We start from the raw sequence: 15,563 nt of genomic DNA, 5'->3' as shown, positions 1-15,563 counted from the left end.
GCTCAAGGTTCAAGCGCACTAGAGGTCAAGCGGATTCAGGTACGACGGCCGTCCGGGAGCCGGAAGACCAGCACCAGGACACGCAGCACGAGCACCGCGGAGATCACCAGCAGGTTGTAGCCGAACAGCTGGAACAGGCTCATCGACGCGGTCACCTTCGGTCCGCCCGGCGTACCCAGCAACAGCACCGCCATCAGGCCCGCGGTGGCGCCGAGGATCGCGAGCAGCGTCTGATGCAGCAGGCCGGTGACGTGCCGCCGGTCCCGGTCGTCGGCGAACAGCCGTACGTTGAGCCCCAGCCGCCCGCTCTCCGCTGCCGCCGCGATCCGGTCGATCCGCCGCGGCAGCCGGCGCAACATCGGCAGCAACGTGGCGAGTTCCTCGGTCGCCGTACGACGCAACGCCTCGGGCGCAAGGCGATCGGTGACATGGGCGGCGGCGAACTGGCGGGACGCGGCAACCAGGTCGAAGCCGGGGGAGATCCGCGAGATGGTGCCCTCCATCGTCGCCAGCGCCCGGAACACCGCGGCCACCTCCGGCGGCACACCGAGTTCGTGCGTGGTGATGATCGCGAACAGGTCGTTGAACATGGCAGGCCCGAGCGATACCCCGGCAGCGAGGTGGCGGGTCATGAACTGGCCGACGGCGCGCCCCAGGCTGCGCTCGTCGATCACGTCCGGGCGGTAGACGATCTCCAGCAGTGCGTCAGTCGCGGCGACCGGGTCACCGTGGTCGATCGCGAGCAGAAACCGCTGCAGCGCCTCGCGGGTGGCCGGATCCAGCCGGCCGACCGAGCCGAGGTCGAGCATGCCGATCCGGCCGTCGGTCAGGAGCAGGAAGTTACCCGGGTGCGGGTCGGCGTGGAAGACCCCGTCGATCGCGACCTGGCCGAGCAGGCAGTCGAACAGCACCCGGCCCAGCCGGGCCGCGTCCAGACCGCGCTCGGCGATCGCCGGCGCGGCGCCGCCCAGGCCGATGCCGTCCAGCCGCTGCATGGTCAGGACCCGGTGGGTCGACTGCTGCGGATAGAGCTCGGGCACGACCAGATCGTTGGTGGAGGCAACTGATTGGCCGGCCGCGACCGCGGTCATGTTGCCGGCCTCGACGGTGAAGTCGAGCTCCTCGCGCATCGCCTCGGCGAACCCGTCGGCGAGGCCGCGGACGCCCATCGAGCGGCCCCAGTCGGTGTTCCGCTCGAGCAACCGGGCGAGCCGGCGGACGATGTCGAGGTCCCGCTCGACAATCGAGGCGATACCGGGGCGCTGGACCTTCACGACCACCCGCGGACCGTCGGGCGTGCGCAGCCGGGCGGTGTGGACCTGGGCGACCGAGGCGGCCGCCAGTGGTTCGGTGTCGAAGTCGGCGTACACCTGGTGGGGTGGGGCGCCGAGCTCTTCGGTGATGACCTGCTCGATCTGTGGCCAAGACGTGGGGGAGGCCTGGTCCTGCAGGCGACTCAGCTCGGTGGCGACCGAGGGCGGGATGACGTCGCTGCGGGTGGACAGCACTTGGCCGAGCTTGACGAAGGTGACGCCGGCCTCGTCGAGGGCGAGCCGCAGCGATCGGGCCAGCTCGGCCTGGCCGGCGGCGTTCTCCCGGCCGGGGCGGCGCCGGCCACGCAGGTACGGCCCGAGGCCGTGCCGGATCGCGATCCGGAGGATCTGCAGGTAGCGCCGGGTCCGGGCGATCCGGCCGGTCAGATCCCGCCGCAGATCCCGCAGCCGCGGCAACGAACCGGTCGGCACCAGCGCCTCGGACAGGACCAGGAACACCAGCCCGGCCAGCATCGAACACACCGCGGTCAGGGCCAGGAACGCCAGGGCGACGCCGTTCGAGCCCTCGAACGGCGTCGCACCGACCAGGGCGTTGGCGATCGGACTGAACACCGTCAGTGTGAGCGCGGCGCCCAGCGCCATCCGGATCAGGCCGAAGCGCACCCCGAGCAGGCGCTGCGCGACCGGCACGAAGATGACCATGAAGATGGCGAGGCTGAACAACCCCGCGACCACGACATCCATGTGCGGAACCCTAGGTGTTCAGGGCTCGGCGGAACTCACCCACACGAGGGACTAGCCCCTGGACGAGTCCCTGACCATCAGCTCCGGTGCGAAGCTGATCTCGCGGTGCGGGCTCGCCGGGTCGTCGGCGCGCTCGAACAGGAGCTTGGCGGCCGACGTCCCGATCTCGTACGCCGGTTGCCGTACGGTCGTCAGCGGTACGACGGCCAGTTGCGCGTCGCTGATGTCGTCGTACCCGACGATCGCGATGTCGCCGGGGACCGACCAGCCGCGGCGGATCAGTGTGTTGACGATCGCGATCGCGATCAGGTCGTTGCCGCACAGGACGGCCGTCGGCCGCGGCCGCATCGCCATGATCTCGTCGGCCAGCTCGCTGCGCTCGCGGACGCTCCGGCCGGTCGCGTCGACGCGGTGCAGCAGGGCGTGGTCCTCGCCGCGTTCGTCGAGGGCGGCGAGCGCGCCTTGGTAGCGCGCCTGCACGACGAGCTCACCACCCGGCCCACCGGCGTACAGGACCTGCCGGTGCCCGAGGTCCAGCACGTGCCGCATCGCGAGCTTGCCGCCGAGGTGGTGGTCGAAGGTGACCCGCGACGTACTCAGCGCCATCTCCTCACCGCCGACCACCACGATCGGTGTCCCGACCGCCTCGAGGTCGCCGAGGTCCGGCGGCATCGAGGCGGTGGCGGAGATGACCAGGCCGCCGACCCGCATCTCCGCCAGCCGGCGGATGTACAGCGACTGCCGCTCCGGGTCGCCGGCGGTGTCGCAGTAGACGAGTACGTCGCCGCGGCCGCGGGCCGCGTCCTCGACGCCGCGCGCGATCTCGGTGAAGAACGGGTTGCCCGCGTCCGGGACCAGCAGGCCGACCGTGTGCGTGCGGTTGCCGCGCAGGGTACGGACCGCGCGGTTCGGGACGTACCGGGTCACCTCGATCGCCCGCTCGATCCGGGTCCTGGTGTCCGGGGAGACCGTCCTGGTGCCGTTGAGATAGTTCGACACCGTTCCGAGCGAGACGCCGGCGAGCGCCGCCACGTCCTTGATCGTCACGCTTCTCGCCACTACCACCCCGAACGTCGGCCGGCCCGGAAACAGCCCATCCTAGTGCCCGAACACGTCCCGGATCATCTCGAGGAACGCATAGCGGTGGTGGGTGTCGGGCAGCAGTGCCGACCCTTCGGTCCACTCGTTCCAGGCGTTGATGGTGACGATCGGTGCCGGCGGCCGGTGCCGCTCCAGGAAGTCCTTCGCCGCCAGCAGCCCTTCCCGGAAGTCCTCGGGAGTCGAGTCCCACACCGGCGTCCACGGATATCCGCCGCGATCGAAGGGCGCCGCCTGATCGGTGCGTGGCGACGCGTCCCACCCGACGGTCACGTTCGGGTAGAACGGTACGTCGAGTTCCGCGGCGAACTTCTCGTACTCCGCGAAGGCGGCCTCCCGCATCGGTCCGATGTCTGCCACCGGGAAGTCGAAGTCGCGTGCGTCGGCGTGATGCACCCAGACGTACGACGTCGCGGAGGCGAAGCCCAGCTCGCGGACCAGCCGCTGCGGGTCGTCCACGGTGATGGCCTCCGGCAGGACGGCGATCCCCCAGACGACGGCGTCGAAGTGCACCCCCGGATGACCGGCACGCCTGGCCTCGTGGTCGAACCACCGCAACGCGTCGACGGCCGCTTCCACCCCGCCGAGGCCGCAGATCAGATTGCCGAGCTCGTAGATCGAGAACCACGGCTTGCCCGCGACGGTCAGGTAGTTCGGCCGCGAGAAGTAGTTGTCGATGACGTGCCGGCCGAACTTCTCGAATGCCGCCCGGTCGATCGCGCCCTGCTTGAGCTTGCGCGGCGTGCCCTGCGCGGGATCGCCGTGCGGGAAGATGTCGAGCAGTTCGTGGTTCGCCCACATCAGTGCGAACTGCACGTCGTCGCTGTTCGCCGCGGACAGCAGCCCCTCGTCCAGCGCCGCCTGCAGGTAAGGCCCGTCGTCGTACCAGTAGTAGTCGACCAGGAAGCCGTCGACGCCGTACTGCTTGGCGAGGCCGATCTGTGCCTCGGCCGCTGCGGGCGTGGCCTCGTCGGCGTACCCCTGGAGCGGGATCCGCGGCTGGCGGTGGCCCTCGAACCGCGGTGTCGCGGCGCGGAGCAGCTCCCACTCGTCCCAGTCCGCGCCGAACCAGCGGGCATTGCGGCGGTCGTGGTGCCACCCGGGGAAGTAGTAGGCGAGGACCTTCGGCCGTTCCATCGATCACGCTCCTGTGCTTGAAATATTTCAACGTCGAGCCTAGATCGATGCTCCGAAGGCTGTCCAGAATCGGTGTCCGGGATCGGACAGCCCTGGTGGCGAGGCCTTGACGACCATCGGACCCGTCCTTACGCTCCGGTGTTGAAACATTTCAACAGTCATCCTCCAGATCCAAGGAGAGCCCATGCGCCCGCGACGTTCCCTGCTGGCCCTCGGCGCCCTCGCCGCGACCCTCGCCGCGACCGCCTGCTCGGCGGGCGACCAGCCGGACGGGTCCTCGGACGCGGCCGGTACGACGGCGTCCACGGCGACCCACACCGCGGCGGAGATCGCGGCAGCCACCGGGACCTACAAGGTCCAGCCGCTGTTCGCCGTGCCGAAGACGCTGCCGAAGAAGTACCGGCTCGCCTTCCTCAACCCCGGCCTCAGCTACCCGTACTTCGCCACCTGGTCGGACGGGATGAAGGCCGCGGCCAAGTACTACGGGGTCGAGCTCGACCAGGCCGATCTGAACTTCAAGTACGACACCCAGCTCGACCAGTACAAGCAGTTGGCCGTGAAGATGCCGGACGTCGTCGGCTCGCAGCCGATGAACGACGCCACCTACAACCAGGCTCGCCAGGACAAGGTGAAGCTGGTCCTGATCGACGGGTCGTTCAAGGACCTGCCGCACTTCGGCGTCGACGACCAGCAGGTCGGCACGCTGGCCGTCGACACGATGACGGCGGCCGCGAAGGCCAAGATGGCCGGCGCCTGGAAGGGGAAGAAGGTCCTGGTCGCCGGGCTCACGTCGGCGAACTGCGGACCGTGCGACGCCCGGGTGAAGGCCGCGTTCGCGCGCGCCGAGTCCGCGTTGGGCATCCCGGCCGCGAACACCAAGATGCTCACCCCACAGGGCCAGGACCCGACGACTTCGGCCGGGTCGACCTTCAACGACTTCCTCACCGCGCACCCGAACGACGCCGTCCTGGTCGTCTCGTACGGCGACGAGCCGGTGATCGGCGCGGTCAACGCGGCCAAGGCGGCCAACCGCGACGGCGACATCCTTGCCGTCAGCAACGGTGGCGACAGTGCGGCCCGGCTGGCGCTGCGCGATCGCAGCAACGCGGGCATCCTGGTCGCCGCGATCGACTACCAGCCGTACGCCGAGGGCTGGAACTGGGTCGAGGCCGCGATCGCGACCGCGATGGGCAAGCCGTTCGGGGAGTTCAGGGTCGACCGCGTGCTGACCGCCGCGACCGTCGACCAGTTCTACCCCGAAGACAGCAAGCGATGACCGACGTCCTGGGGGTCTTGGATCCGCGCCGCCTGCTCCGGCCGGCGCCCGCACCCGAGCCCGGCCGGGCCGGTCGGCGCCGGCTCTCCGACCGGTTCCTCGACCTCGGCATCTACGTCGCGCTGATCGTCCTCGTCGTCTACTTCTCGCAGGCCTCGCCGTACTTCCTGACCCAGCGCAACCTGCTCAACGTGGGCGCCGCGGTGGCGGTCACCGGGGTGCTGGCGGCGGGGATGACGATCGCCCTGATTGCCGGGCAGCTCGACCTCACTGTCGGTGCGAACATCGCGCTGACCAGCGTCATCGTGTCACTGGCGATCGAGAGCCTGGGCTGGAGTACGCCGGCAGCCGTCCTGCTCGGGCTGGCCGTCGGAGTGGGGATCGGGCTGGCGAACAGCGTGCTCGTCGTCGGCGTCGGCATCAACTCGATCATTGCGACACTGGCGATGGGGATTGTGCTGCGCGGAGTCGCCCTGATCAGCACCGGCGGTCAGACCAAGCCACTGACCGACCTGGCCCTGCCCGACGCCCTGCAGTTGCGACCGCTCGGTGTGCCCACGACGGTGTGGATCCTGGTGGCGGTGTTCGTGGTCAGCTGGGTGATGCTGACGTTCACGCCGGTGGGCTGGCACATCTACGGTGTCGGAGGCAACCCGAGCGCCGCGCTGCGCGCCGGCATCCGGACCAAGTGGTTGTACGCCGGGGTGTTCGTCACCACCGGCGTACTCGCGGCCGTCGGCGGCATCATCACCACCGGGACGTCGAGCAGTGGTGGTCCGAACTACGCGAACGGCGCGGAGTTCGACGTACTCACGGCAGTCCTGCTCGGTGGCATCGGGCTGGCCGGTGGATCCGGCCGGATCCAGCGCACTCTCGCCGGCGTCCTGGTGATCGGCGTACTCAACAACGGGCTGACGTTGCTGTCGGTCAGCTCGTACTACCAGCAGCTCGCCAGGGGAGCGGTCTTCGTACTCGCTGTCGTCCTGGGTGCGATCGGCGAACGGCGGAGGGCCCGATGACCTCGACCGCACCAGTGTTGACCGCCGACGGTGTCGGCAAGCTGTTCGGCCATGTCCGGGCACTGCAGGACGTGTCGTTCGACCTGCACGCCGGGGAAGTGCTCGCGGTGGTGGGCGACAACGGCGCCGGCAAGAGCACGTTGATCAAGATCCTCTCCGGCGTCTACGACCTGACCGAGGGACAGCTGCAGGTTCGCGACCAGCCGGTGGCGTTCGGCAAGCCTGCGGATGCGGCAGCGGCCGGAATCGCGACCGTCTACCAGGATCTCGCCCTGGTCGACACCCGGGACGTGGCCCAGAACCTGTTCCTGGGCAGGGAGTTCCGCCGCGGGCCGTTCGTCGACCGGCGGCGGATCTACCGGGAGGCGGAGCGGATCCTCGCCGGGCTGACGATTCAGCTCCCGTCCGTCCGGGTGCCGGTCTACCTGCTGTCCGGCGGGCAGCGGCAGGCCGTCGCGATCGCCCGCGTCCTGACCGGTGGCGCCGGCATCGTGATCATGGACGAGCCGACTGCCGCGCTCGGTGTCCAGGAGTCCGAGCGGGTCCTGCGGCTCGTCCGCGACCTGCGCGACGCGGGCAAGGCGGTCATCCTGATCAGTCACAACCTCCAGCAGGTGTGGCAGACCGCTGACCGGATTCTGGTCATGCACCTCGGCCGGGTCGCCGGCATCCGCCGCCGGGCGGACAGCACGGTCGAGGAGATCGTCAAGCTGATCGTGTACGGCGACACCGACGAAACCGCTGCTCTGGAAGGGATCTGACATGCGCACGAACCTCCTCAGGGTGTTGGCTGTGCTCGTGAGTCTCTCTTTGGGCGCCGTTGCTCTCGTCCCCGACGCCGCCGCCGGTCCAAGTCCGGCGGTGTACACGGTCGAGACCTGGCGCTCGGTCGAGATCGGGCTGACGGCCGAGGCGACGTACCCCGATCCGTTCGCCGACGTGCAGGTGACCGCGACGTTCCGTGGACCGCGTGGGCAGGTGATCACGCGGCCGGCGTTCTGGGACGGCGGCTCGTCCTGGAAGGTCCGCTTCGCGCCACCTGCCGTCGGGGTGTGGACGATGCGCACCTCGTCGACCGATGCCGGACTCAACGGAGTCGTTGCCTCCGTCCAAGCCGTTCCCTACCAGGGGAATCTCGAGATCTACCAGCACGGCTTCCTGAAGCCGAGTACGGACGGGCACTACCTGCAGCACGCCGACGGTACGCCGTTCTTCTACCTCGGCGACACGCACTGGATCCTGCCGCATGAGCGCTTCGACACCTCCAACGCGCCGGGCGTCGACTCACAGTTCAAGTACGTCGTGGACAAGCGCGTCGGGCAGGGTTTCACCGTCTTCCAGTCCGAGCCGATCTGGCAGCCGCACGGCGGAAGCCATACCAGGCCGGACGAACAACCCGCCGCCGATCTCACCAACGGTCTGACCAGTGACGACCTGGCGGGATTCGCGGAGATGGACAAGAAGTTCGCCTACATCGCCGACGCCGGGCTCGTGCATGCGAACGCGATGGTCGCCTGGGCCGCCCAGCCGCACGACAACCCTGGCGTGATGACTCCGGACTACATGGCCGCGGTCGCGCGCTACTGGGACGCGCGGTACGGCGCGTACCCGGTGATCTGGACCGTGGCGCAAGAGATCGACAACGACTTCTACGGCGTGTACGCCGGTGACGCGATGGCGCCGTGGGCGGCCGCGATCAAGGCCCTCGACGCCGCGGACGCGTACGACCAGCCGCTGATGCCGCACCAGGAGAACACCGACCAGACCAGCGTCACGAACTCCCACTTCGCGACCGAACCTTGGCATGACGGCTTTGCCGCGCAGTTGCAGTACAGCGACGGCTGGAACCTCGGGAAGGTCGCCGAGTACTGGGCGTCCGGCAAACCGAGCCTCGCCTACGAGACGCCGTACGAGGACTTCTGGACCGACAGCAGGCATGCGCTGAGTGCGCTGTACAAGGCTTACCTGCTGGGACTTCGGGGCTACGGGTACGGTGTCGCCGGCGTCTGGAACGATGTGTACTCCGCCCCGGGCGAGCCGATCGACGCGGGCACCGACTACGAGATGCCCGCGCGCTACCAGTGGTGGTACACGGGGGCGAATCGTCAGACCGGTGACCAGCTCACGCACGGCGTGCAGTTCTTCCGTGGCCTGGACTGGTGGAAGCTCGCGCCGCACTTCGGTGACGCGACGTGGTCCGACTTCGGCTCCGGCGGCGACAATGTGCTGGCCTCCGACGCGAACAAGTCCTACGTCGCCCTTTTCACCAGCACCGGTACGACGACCGGCACGATCCGGAGGCTCGATCCGGACCACTACTACACGGCGGAGTGGTTCAACCCACGCACCGGGCAACGGACACCCATCAGCGCCAAGGTGGAAGCTGCCGGCGGCAGTTGGAGCGTCCCGGCGAGACCGACCGCGGAAGACTGGGTCCTGACCGTCAACCGCGGTGCCCCGATCGGCAGCGCACCCCGGCAGCCCGTTGCCGACCCGACCGGCGGCGCCTACCAAGGCGTGCAGCCGGTGCTGCTGTCAACGTCGACCGAGAATGCCACCATCCACTTCACGACGGACGGTACGACGCCCACGCCGTCAAGTCCCGTCTACAGCGAGCCGGTGCGGATCGCCGACCCGATGGATGTGCAGCTGCGAGCCATCACCACCCGCTCAGGTCAGACGAGTACGCCGATGACGGCCACCTACCGCCAGCAGCTGCCGGACCTGACCCCGGCGGCCACGCTCCCGGCAAATGCTGCTGACCGCAACCGAAGCACCAGCTCGGAGGGTAGTTCATTCGAGGCGACGTTCCGGGGCGAGACGGCCTTGGACACGGTGATCGTCACTGGGTCGGGACAGGCGTCCTACCGGGTCGACTACTGGGACGGGCAGACCTGGCAGACGGCGGCGTCGGGTTCCGGGCAGATCGGAGGCGCTGGTGTAGGCACCGTGCTGACATTCCAGCGAATCTCCACGACGAAGGTCCGGTTCGTGGCCTCGTCCGCGGTGACTGTCACCGAGCTGGGGCTGTACCGGCACCCGTTGACCGATGCACCGGATCTCACTGCGGGCGGGAGCTACTCGGCGAGCTCCAGCTGGGACGCCGGCCAGGTCGCGGCCAAGGCCTTCGACAACGACCCAGGCACGAACTGGCAGGCCTGCGACGGATGCTGGGCCGGGCAGTGGCTGGCGGTCGACTTCGGACGGAGTACGACGTTCAACGCGGTCGCCGTGTCGGAGTACGGCAACCGCACCACGGCGTACCGGATCGAGTACTGGGACGGTACGGCGTGGCAGACGGCGTACTCGGGCACCGGAGGGTTCGGGCAGCAGGGGGAGACGACGACCGTGACGTTCCCCGATGTCACCGGTAGCGAGGCACGCATCCTGTACCTCAGCGGCACCGGGAACGCGCCGATCGTCTACCAGTTGTCGGTCTATCGGCAGTGACACGCGGAAGCCCCTGGAACCTGCACGGTTCCAGGGGCTTCCCAGGGTCGATCAGGCGGGGCGGCGGCGGATCTTGTTGCCGAGCCAGACGATCGGGTCGTACTTGCGGTCGGCGACGCGCTCCTTCATCGGGATCAGCGCGTTGTCGGTGATCTTGATGTGCTCGGGGCACACCTCCGTGCAGCACTTGGTGATGTTGCAGAAGCCCAGGCCGTGCTGCTCCTGGGCCGCGTGCTGCCGGTCGGCGGCGTCGAGCGGGTGCATGTCCAGCTCGGCGATCCGCATCAGGAACCGCGGCCCGGAGAAACTCTCCTTGTTCTCCTCGTGGTCGCGGATCACGTGACAGGTGTCCTGGCACAGGAAGCACTCGATGCACTTGCGGAACTCCTGCGAGCGCTCCACATCGACCTGCTGCATCCGGTAGTCGCCCGGCTTCACGTCCGCCGGCGGCTTGAAGGCCGGGATCTCGCGGGCCTTCTGGTAGTTGAACGACACGTCGGTGACGAGGTCGCGGATCACCGGGAAGGTGCGCATCGGCGTCACCGTGACGACCTCGTCCTCGGCGAACGTGTTCATCCGGCACATGCACATCAGCTTCGGCATGCCGTTGATCTCGGCGCTGCAGGAGCCGCACTTGCCGGCCTTGCAGTTCCACCGCACCGCCATGTCCGGCGTCTGGGTCGCCTGCAGCCGGTGGATGACGTCGAGGACGACCTCGCCCTCGTTCACCTCGACCTCGTAGTCCTTCAGCTCGCCGCCGTCGGAGTCACCCCGCCAGACGCGGAATTTGCCCTTGTAACTCATTTGGCCGGCAGCTCCTCATCCGTCAGGTACTTCGTCAGCTCGTCGAGCTCGAACAGTTCGAGCAGGTCCTCGCGCATCGGGATCTGCTGCTCCTCGGTCACGTTCACGCCGCCGTCGGCATCGAGTGCGCAGACCAGCAGCTTCTTGCGCCACTCGGCGTTCATGCCCGGGTAGTCGTCGCGGGTGTGACCGCCGCGGGACTCCTGCCGCCGCAACGCGGCCTTGGCCACGCACTCGGACACGGTCAGCATGTTGCGCAGGTCGAGCGCCAGGTGCCAGCCGGGGTTGAACTGGCGGTGGCCCTCCACCGTCATCTTCGCGATCCGGCCGCGGAACTCGGCCAGCCGGCCGAGCGCCTGCTCCATCTCTTCTTCCTTGCGGATGATGCCGACCAGGTCGTTCATCGACTGCTGCAGTTCCTGGTGGATCGAGTACGGGTTCTCGCCGCCCTCGAGCTCGAACGGTGCCAGCGCCTCGATCGCCGCGGCGTCGATGTCCGCCTCGTCGATCTTCGGCCGCTCCTGCAGCGAGTCGACGTACACCGCCGCACCCATGCCCGCGCGCCGCCCGAAGACGAGCAGGTCGGACAGCGAGTTGCCGCCCAGCCGGTTCGACCCGTGCATGCCACCGGCAACCTCACCGGCCGCGAACAGACCGGGGACCTTCGAGGACGCGGTGTCCGGGTCGACCTCGACGCCACCCATCACGTAGTGACAGGTCGGGCCGACCTCCATCGGCTCGGCGGTGATGTCGACGTCGGCCAGCTCCTTGAACTGATGGTGCATCGACGGCAGCCGGCGAGTGATCTCCTCGGCCGGGAGCCGCGACGACACGTCCAGGAAGACACCGCCGTGCGGCGTCCCGCGGCCGGCCTTGACCTCGGAGTTGATCGCCCGGGCGACCTCGTCGCGAGGCAGCAGCTCCGGTGGACGCCGGTTGTTGTCCGGGTCCTTGTACCAGCGGTCCGCCTCGTCCTCGGTCTCCGCGTACTGCGCCCGGAACACGTCGGGCACGTACTCGAACATGAACCGCTTGCCCTCGGAGTTCTTCAGTACGCCGCCGTCACCGCGCACCGACTCGGTGACCAGGATCCCCTTCACCGACGGCGGCCAGACCATGCCGGTCGGGTGGAACTGGATGAACTCCATGTTGATCAGCGTCGCGCCGGCCCGCATCGCCAGCGCGTGCCCGTCACCGGTGTACTCCCAGGAGTTCGAGGTGACCTTGAAGGACTTGCCGACACCGCCGGTCGCCAGCACCACCGCGGGCGCGTCGAACAGGATGAACCGGCCGGACTCGCGCCAGTAGCCGAAGGCACCGGAGATCGCGTCCCCGTCCTTCAGCAACTCGGTGACGGTGCACTCGGCGTACACCTTGAGGTTGGCCTCGTAGTCGCCGGTGGCCTCGAAGTCCTCCTGCTGCAGCGAGACGATCTTCTGCTGCAGGGTGCGGATCAGCTCCAGACCGGTGCGGTCGCCGACGTGCGCGAGCCGCGGGTAGGTGTGGCCGCCGAAGTTGCGCTGGCTGATCCGGCCGTCCGGCGTGCGGTCGAACAGCGCGCCGTACGTCTCCAGTTCCCAGACCCGGTCGGGGGCTTCCTGCGCGTGCAGTTCGGCCATCCGCCAGTTGTTCAGGAACTTGCCGCCGCGCATCGTGTCGCGGTAGTGGACCTGCCAGTTGTCGTTGGAGTTCGCGTTGCCCATCGCCGCCGCGCAGCCGCCCTCGGCCATCACGGTGTGCGCCTTGCCGAACAGCGACTTGCACACGATCGCGGTGCGCTTGCCCTGCTCGCGGGCCTCGATCGCCGCGCGCAGGCCGGCGCCGCCGGCCCCGATCACGACGACGTCGTAAGTGTGTCGTTCCAGCTCAGTCATGAAGTCTTCAGATCCCGTGGGTCAGTTGATGAAGCGCAGATCGGAGAACCAGTCGGCCGACAGCCCCATGATGTAGGCGTCGGTGAGGATCACGGTGAACAGCGACGCCATCGCGAACGTGCCGTGCTTCGGGTTCAGCTTGGACACGAAGGTCCAGTATCGGTAGCGCAGCGGATGCTTGGAGAAGTTCTTCAGCCGACCGCCGACGATGTGCCGGCAGGCGTGGCAGGACAGCGTGTACAGCCACAGCATCACCAGGTTGACCCAGATGATCAGCGTGCCAAGGCCGATGCCGAATCCACCGTCCTTGCCGTGGAAGGCCTGGATGCCGTCGTAGACGTTCAGCAGACCGAAGACCAGGGCGCCGTAGAAGAAGTAGCGGTGCAGGTTCAGCGCGACCAGCGGGAACTTGGTCTCACCGGTGTAGCTCTTGTGCGGCTCCGGGACCGCGCAGGCGGCCGGCGCGAAGAACAGCGACCGGTAGCCCGCCTTGCGGTAGTAGTAACAGGTGCCGCGGAAGCCGGCCAGCACCACGAAGGTGATGAGGCTCAACGGCAGCCAGCGCGGGAATCCGCCGAACCAGGTGCCGAGGTGGCTGGATCCTTCGACACACGAGCTGCTCAGGCAGGGCGAGTACAGCGGGGTGAGGTAGTGGAAATCGTCGACCCAGTACCACTTGCCCATGAAGATCCGGATCGTCGCATAGACGATGAAGAAGAGAAGGATCACACCGATCCGCAGCGGTGCCAGCCACCACCGGTCTGTTCGTGCGGTCTTGAGCCCGATCTGTGCGCGACCGGGGGCGTCGACTCCCGTCGCCGCCATCAGGGAGCGTGCCTGTCAGGCGCGCCGAAGCCTTCGTGCTCCGCGTCTGTCCACATGGACGCGTCATACTCCACGTCGGGAATCTCCTCGAGTTCCTCCGGAACGGGTCCGGGTCTGTGACGGGGGTCGGGAGGGCCGAGCTCAGCCAAGTCGTCGTTCAGCCGGGCCACATCCGACACCAACCGGCGGATGCCGAGAGTGTCACCGTACTCCTGACTGAGTTTGCCGACGGACGTGTGTAGTGCCTCGAGCGCGCGGACGACTGCGGCAACGCCGCTGTTGCCTTCACCCATGCCGACTCCAGTAGTTGTCTTGTGGCTGTCAGTATGGGCACACTTTGCCTCTGCGGAGCGCCCAACGGAAGACCCCTCGGTACGGCGTGTTTCCAGTTAGGGTTACCTCAGTTGCCGACCGCAGTCGGGTGGAGTAATGGAGCGAATCCGGCCTTCAGTACAACGAGATTCGCCGGTGGGGTGAGCACCTCCACCTCACGCAGTCCGGGCGGCCGGCGGGCCTCGCCGTACCCGTCCCAGGACCAGGGCAGCACCTGGTGGCCGAGCACGAGCGCCGGGCGGCCGTCGTACCGGATCATTGCGCCGTCAGGGAGTTCGCCGAGGTTCTGGACGGTGGTGCGTTGTCGCCGGGTGCGTGGTTCGACACGTTCGAGATGCAGTTGGGCGTCCATCGCCGCGGCGCGCGGGCGCTCGTCGAGACCGCGGCCGGTCGCCCAGGCGCCGGCGTACAGCAGGAAGTCCCTGCGGCGGCAGTAATGACAGGGCCGATGGCCGGCCGCGAGCGCGACCGCCTCGTCGAAGAAGAACAGTGCGGTCCAGCGCCCCGGCGGCATCGGATCGCGCTGAACCCCCTTCCAGTCAAGGACGCAGCAGATCCAGGCCTTGGAGCGCCAGCGCGTCGTCCCGAGGCGGCGGTCGGGGCTGTGCAGCGAGCCGCGATTGCCCATCAGCAGGCCGCGGCCGGCGTCGGCCACGATCTCCTGCGTCGGCAAAACCCTGTTCTGCAACGGCATGCAGATCATCCTGCCCGAGGCCGGGGACAGTTCTCCTTGTATATCTGGCAGAGTCGCCCCGTGCAGATCGTGGTAGGAGTCGCCGTCGTCAGGGACGGCCGGGTGCTGGCGGCGTACCGGCCCGATCCCGACGGTGGGTGGGAGTTCCCGGGTGGCAAGGTCGAGCCGGGGGAGACCGAGGAGCAGGCGGCGGTCCGGGAGATCCGTGAGGAGCTCGACCTGGAGATCAAGGTCGGCGAGTCACTCGGGCCGGCGGTGGACATCTCCGAGCGCTACCGCCTCCGCGTCTACCGGGCGTCGATCGTTGCCGGCGACCCGGTACTGCGGGAGCACGCCGAGCTCCGGTGGTTCGCCCCGGCCGAACTGGACGAGGCGGACTGGCTGATCCCGGACCGGCCGTTCGTCCGGCGGCTCCGCGAACTGCTCTGAGTGGCAGACATCACACCCTCACCCGGCCCGCTCGGGCCCGGCGGACGCGACAGTCGCGGTTTGTATGGGTCAACTGTATGGGTTGTACCTGGTGAGCGGTCTGGACCAGCCGGAGAATCGTGACCGTTACTTACCGGGGAGGAGTACAGGCATGTCGGTGTACCAGGCCGTTCCCGCGGTACGGCGGGAGGACGTCGCGCCGGAGCTGGTCTGCGAGGTGTACGAGCTGGGATCGCGGCGTCGTACCCCCGCGGCGGCGAAGGAGCTGACCAGTCGCCAGGTGGCGATCGGCCGGATGATGTCCACCGGTGCCAAGGACGCGGCGATCGCCCGGGAACTCGGCCTGTCGCTGCGGACCGTCCGGTCCGAGATCAGCGCGCTGATCGCCGGTCTCGGTGCCAGGTCCCGCTTCCAGGCCGGCTGTCTGCTCGTCCGCCGGTTCGGCTGATCCCTTCCCCGGGCTTCGGGTCCGGGGAAGACCGGCGCTGCGGACCCGGCTGACCACCCATTCAGCCGCTGACCCCCCTGTGTGCAGCGCCGGACCCGTCGTCTCGCGAGTTGCAGCGCGGTCTCCAGGATCGCCGCCGCACCTGAGCCGTTGTCGTT

14 protein-coding genes are annotated in these 15,563 nt (G+C 68.5%); 6 read left to right on the top strand and 8 right to left on the bottom strand.

The window, feature by feature from the left end:
* Positions 1-35: 35 nt before the first annotated feature.
* From AB0I34_RS08360 to AB0I34_RS08350, 3 genes are read right to left on the bottom strand one after another with little or no spacing between them, the layout of a single operon-like run.
* Positions 36-2,018 carry an AarF/UbiB family protein gene (locus AB0I34_RS08360; RefSeq protein ID WP_360441522.1) on the bottom strand — a complete coding sequence of 661 codons (1,983 nt, stop codon included), beginning with the start codon at positions 2,016-2,018 and terminating at the stop codon, positions 36-38.
* A 51-nt stretch (positions 2,019-2,069) separates the two neighbouring features.
* Entirely contained in the window at positions 2,070-3,065 is a 996-nt protein-coding gene (locus AB0I34_RS08355) for a LacI family DNA-binding transcriptional regulator (protein ID WP_360441519.1), read from the bottom strand.
* A 51-nt stretch (positions 3,066-3,116) separates the two neighbouring features.
* Positions 3,117-4,253 (bottom strand): glycoside hydrolase family 99-like domain-containing protein, encoded by a 1,137-nt coding sequence (locus tag AB0I34_RS08350; protein WP_360441516.1) that lies wholly within the window; start codon positions 4,251-4,253, stop codon positions 3,117-3,119.
* Positions 4,254-4,437: 184 nt separating this feature from the next.
* Between AB0I34_RS08350 and AB0I34_RS08345 the strand changes: the two genes are divergently transcribed.
* Genes AB0I34_RS08345 through AB0I34_RS08330 form a run of 4 tightly spaced genes read left to right on the top strand, consistent with a single transcriptional unit; the run spans position 4,438 to position 9,998 of the window.
* On the top strand, positions 4,438-5,529 hold the full coding sequence (locus AB0I34_RS08345) for a sugar ABC transporter substrate-binding protein (protein WP_360441513.1): 1,092 nt from the start codon (positions 4,438-4,440) through the stop codon (positions 5,527-5,529).
* A complete protein-coding gene (locus AB0I34_RS08340) occupies positions 5,526-6,548 on the top strand; it encodes an ABC transporter permease (RefSeq protein WP_360441510.1) in 1,023 nt (340 codons plus the stop codon). Before AB0I34_RS08345 ends, AB0I34_RS08340 begins: the two co-directional genes overlap by 4 nt.
* Positions 6,545-7,309, top strand: coding sequence for an ATP-binding cassette domain-containing protein (locus AB0I34_RS08335; RefSeq protein WP_360441507.1), 765 nt, complete (start codon positions 6,545-6,547; stop codon positions 7,307-7,309). The genes AB0I34_RS08340 and AB0I34_RS08335 overlap by 4 nt, the downstream gene beginning before the upstream one ends.
* 1 nt (position 7,310) lies before the next feature.
* Entirely contained in the window at positions 7,311-9,998 is a 2,688-nt protein-coding gene (locus tag AB0I34_RS08330; protein WP_360441504.1) for a DUF4038 domain-containing protein, read from the top strand.
* Positions 9,999-10,049: 51 nt separating this feature from the next.
* Here AB0I34_RS08330 and AB0I34_RS08325 read toward each other — a convergent pair whose 3' ends face one another.
* From AB0I34_RS08325 to AB0I34_RS08305, 5 genes are all read right to left on the bottom strand, one after another.
* Positions 10,050-10,802 carry a succinate dehydrogenase/fumarate reductase iron-sulfur subunit gene (locus tag AB0I34_RS08325; RefSeq protein WP_131359268.1) on the bottom strand — a complete coding sequence of 251 codons (753 nt, stop codon included), beginning with the start codon at positions 10,800-10,802 and terminating at the stop codon, positions 10,050-10,052.
* The gene (locus tag AB0I34_RS08320) at positions 10,799-12,676 is read right to left on the bottom strand and encodes a fumarate reductase/succinate dehydrogenase flavoprotein subunit (protein ID WP_360441501.1); all 1,878 of its coding nucleotides are present in this window, start codon (positions 12,674-12,676) and stop codon (positions 10,799-10,801) included. The genes AB0I34_RS08325 and AB0I34_RS08320 overlap by 4 nt, the downstream gene beginning before the upstream one ends.
* Before the next feature lie 21 nt (positions 12,677-12,697).
* Positions 12,698-13,501, bottom strand: a complete 804-nt coding sequence (locus AB0I34_RS08315) for a hypothetical protein (RefSeq protein ID WP_360441498.1) — start codon at positions 13,499-13,501, stop codon at positions 12,698-12,700.
* A complete protein-coding gene (locus AB0I34_RS08310) occupies positions 13,501-13,794 on the bottom strand; it encodes a hypothetical protein (protein ID WP_131359262.1) in 294 nt (97 codons plus the stop codon). Before AB0I34_RS08310 ends, AB0I34_RS08315 begins: the two co-directional genes overlap by 1 nt.
* A 107-nt stretch (positions 13,795-13,901) precedes the next feature.
* Positions 13,902-14,528 carry a hypothetical protein gene (locus tag AB0I34_RS08305; RefSeq protein ID WP_360441493.1) on the bottom strand — a complete coding sequence of 209 codons (627 nt, stop codon included), beginning with the start codon at positions 14,526-14,528 and terminating at the stop codon, positions 13,902-13,904.
* Between the two features lie 60 nt (positions 14,529-14,588).
* Here AB0I34_RS08305 and AB0I34_RS08300 point away from each other — a divergent pair, with 60 nt between their 5' ends.
* The gene (locus AB0I34_RS08300) at positions 14,589-14,957 is read left to right on the top strand and encodes a (deoxy)nucleoside triphosphate pyrophosphohydrolase (RefSeq protein WP_360441490.1); all 369 of its coding nucleotides are present in this window, start codon (positions 14,589-14,591) and stop codon (positions 14,955-14,957) included.
* A gap of 151 nt (positions 14,958-15,108) precedes the next feature.
* The gene (locus AB0I34_RS08295) at positions 15,109-15,405 is read left to right on the top strand and encodes a LuxR C-terminal-related transcriptional regulator (RefSeq protein ID WP_360441487.1); all 297 of its coding nucleotides are present in this window, start codon (positions 15,109-15,111) and stop codon (positions 15,403-15,405) included.
* Positions 15,406-15,563 lie beyond the last annotated feature (158 nt).

This window comes from Kribbella sp. NPDC050281 (genome assembly GCF_040655855.1).
In the GTDB taxonomy this organism is placed as follows: domain Bacteria; phylum Actinomycetota; class Actinomycetes; order Propionibacteriales; family Kribbellaceae; genus Kribbella.
This window is presented reverse-complemented; position numbering and strand designations above follow the sequence as displayed.

Excerpts from the sequence above, each read along its gene's own strand:
- AB0I34_RS08320 (WP_360441501.1), bottom strand. The coding sequence starts at position 12,676 with ATGACTGAGCTGGAACGACACACTTACGACGTCGTCGTGATCGGGGCC.
- AB0I34_RS08330 (WP_360441504.1), top strand. The coding sequence starts at position 7,311 with ATGCGCACGAACCTCCTCAGGGTGTTGGCTGTGCTCGTGAGTCTCTCT.
- AB0I34_RS08315 (WP_360441498.1), bottom strand. The coding sequence starts at position 13,501 with ATGGCGGCGACGGGAGTCGACGCCCCCGGTCGCGCACAGATCGGGCTC.
- AB0I34_RS08310 (WP_131359262.1), bottom strand. The coding sequence starts at position 13,794 with ATGGGTGAAGGCAACAGCGGCGTTGCCGCAGTCGTCCGCGCGCTCGAG.
- AB0I34_RS08325 (WP_131359268.1), bottom strand. The coding sequence starts at position 10,802 with ATGAGTTACAAGGGCAAATTCCGCGTCTGGCGGGGTGACTCCGACGGC.
- AB0I34_RS08335 (WP_360441507.1), top strand. The coding sequence starts at position 6,545 with ATGACCTCGACCGCACCAGTGTTGACCGCCGACGGTGTCGGCAAGCTG.
- AB0I34_RS08350 (WP_360441516.1), bottom strand. The coding sequence starts at position 4,253 with ATGGAACGGCCGAAGGTCCTCGCCTACTACTTCCCCGGGTGGCACCAC.
- AB0I34_RS08345 (WP_360441513.1), top strand. The coding sequence starts at position 4,438 with ATGCGCCCGCGACGTTCCCTGCTGGCCCTCGGCGCCCTCGCCGCGACC.
- AB0I34_RS08295 (WP_360441487.1), top strand. The coding sequence starts at position 15,109 with ATGTCGGTGTACCAGGCCGTTCCCGCGGTACGGCGGGAGGACGTCGCG.
- AB0I34_RS08340 (WP_360441510.1), top strand. The coding sequence starts at position 5,526 with ATGACCGACGTCCTGGGGGTCTTGGATCCGCGCCGCCTGCTCCGGCCG.
- AB0I34_RS08305 (WP_360441493.1), bottom strand. The coding sequence starts at position 14,528 with ATGCCGTTGCAGAACAGGGTTTTGCCGACGCAGGAGATCGTGGCCGAC.
- AB0I34_RS08360 (WP_360441522.1), bottom strand. The coding sequence starts at position 2,018 with ATGGATGTCGTGGTCGCGGGGTTGTTCAGCCTCGCCATCTTCATGGTC.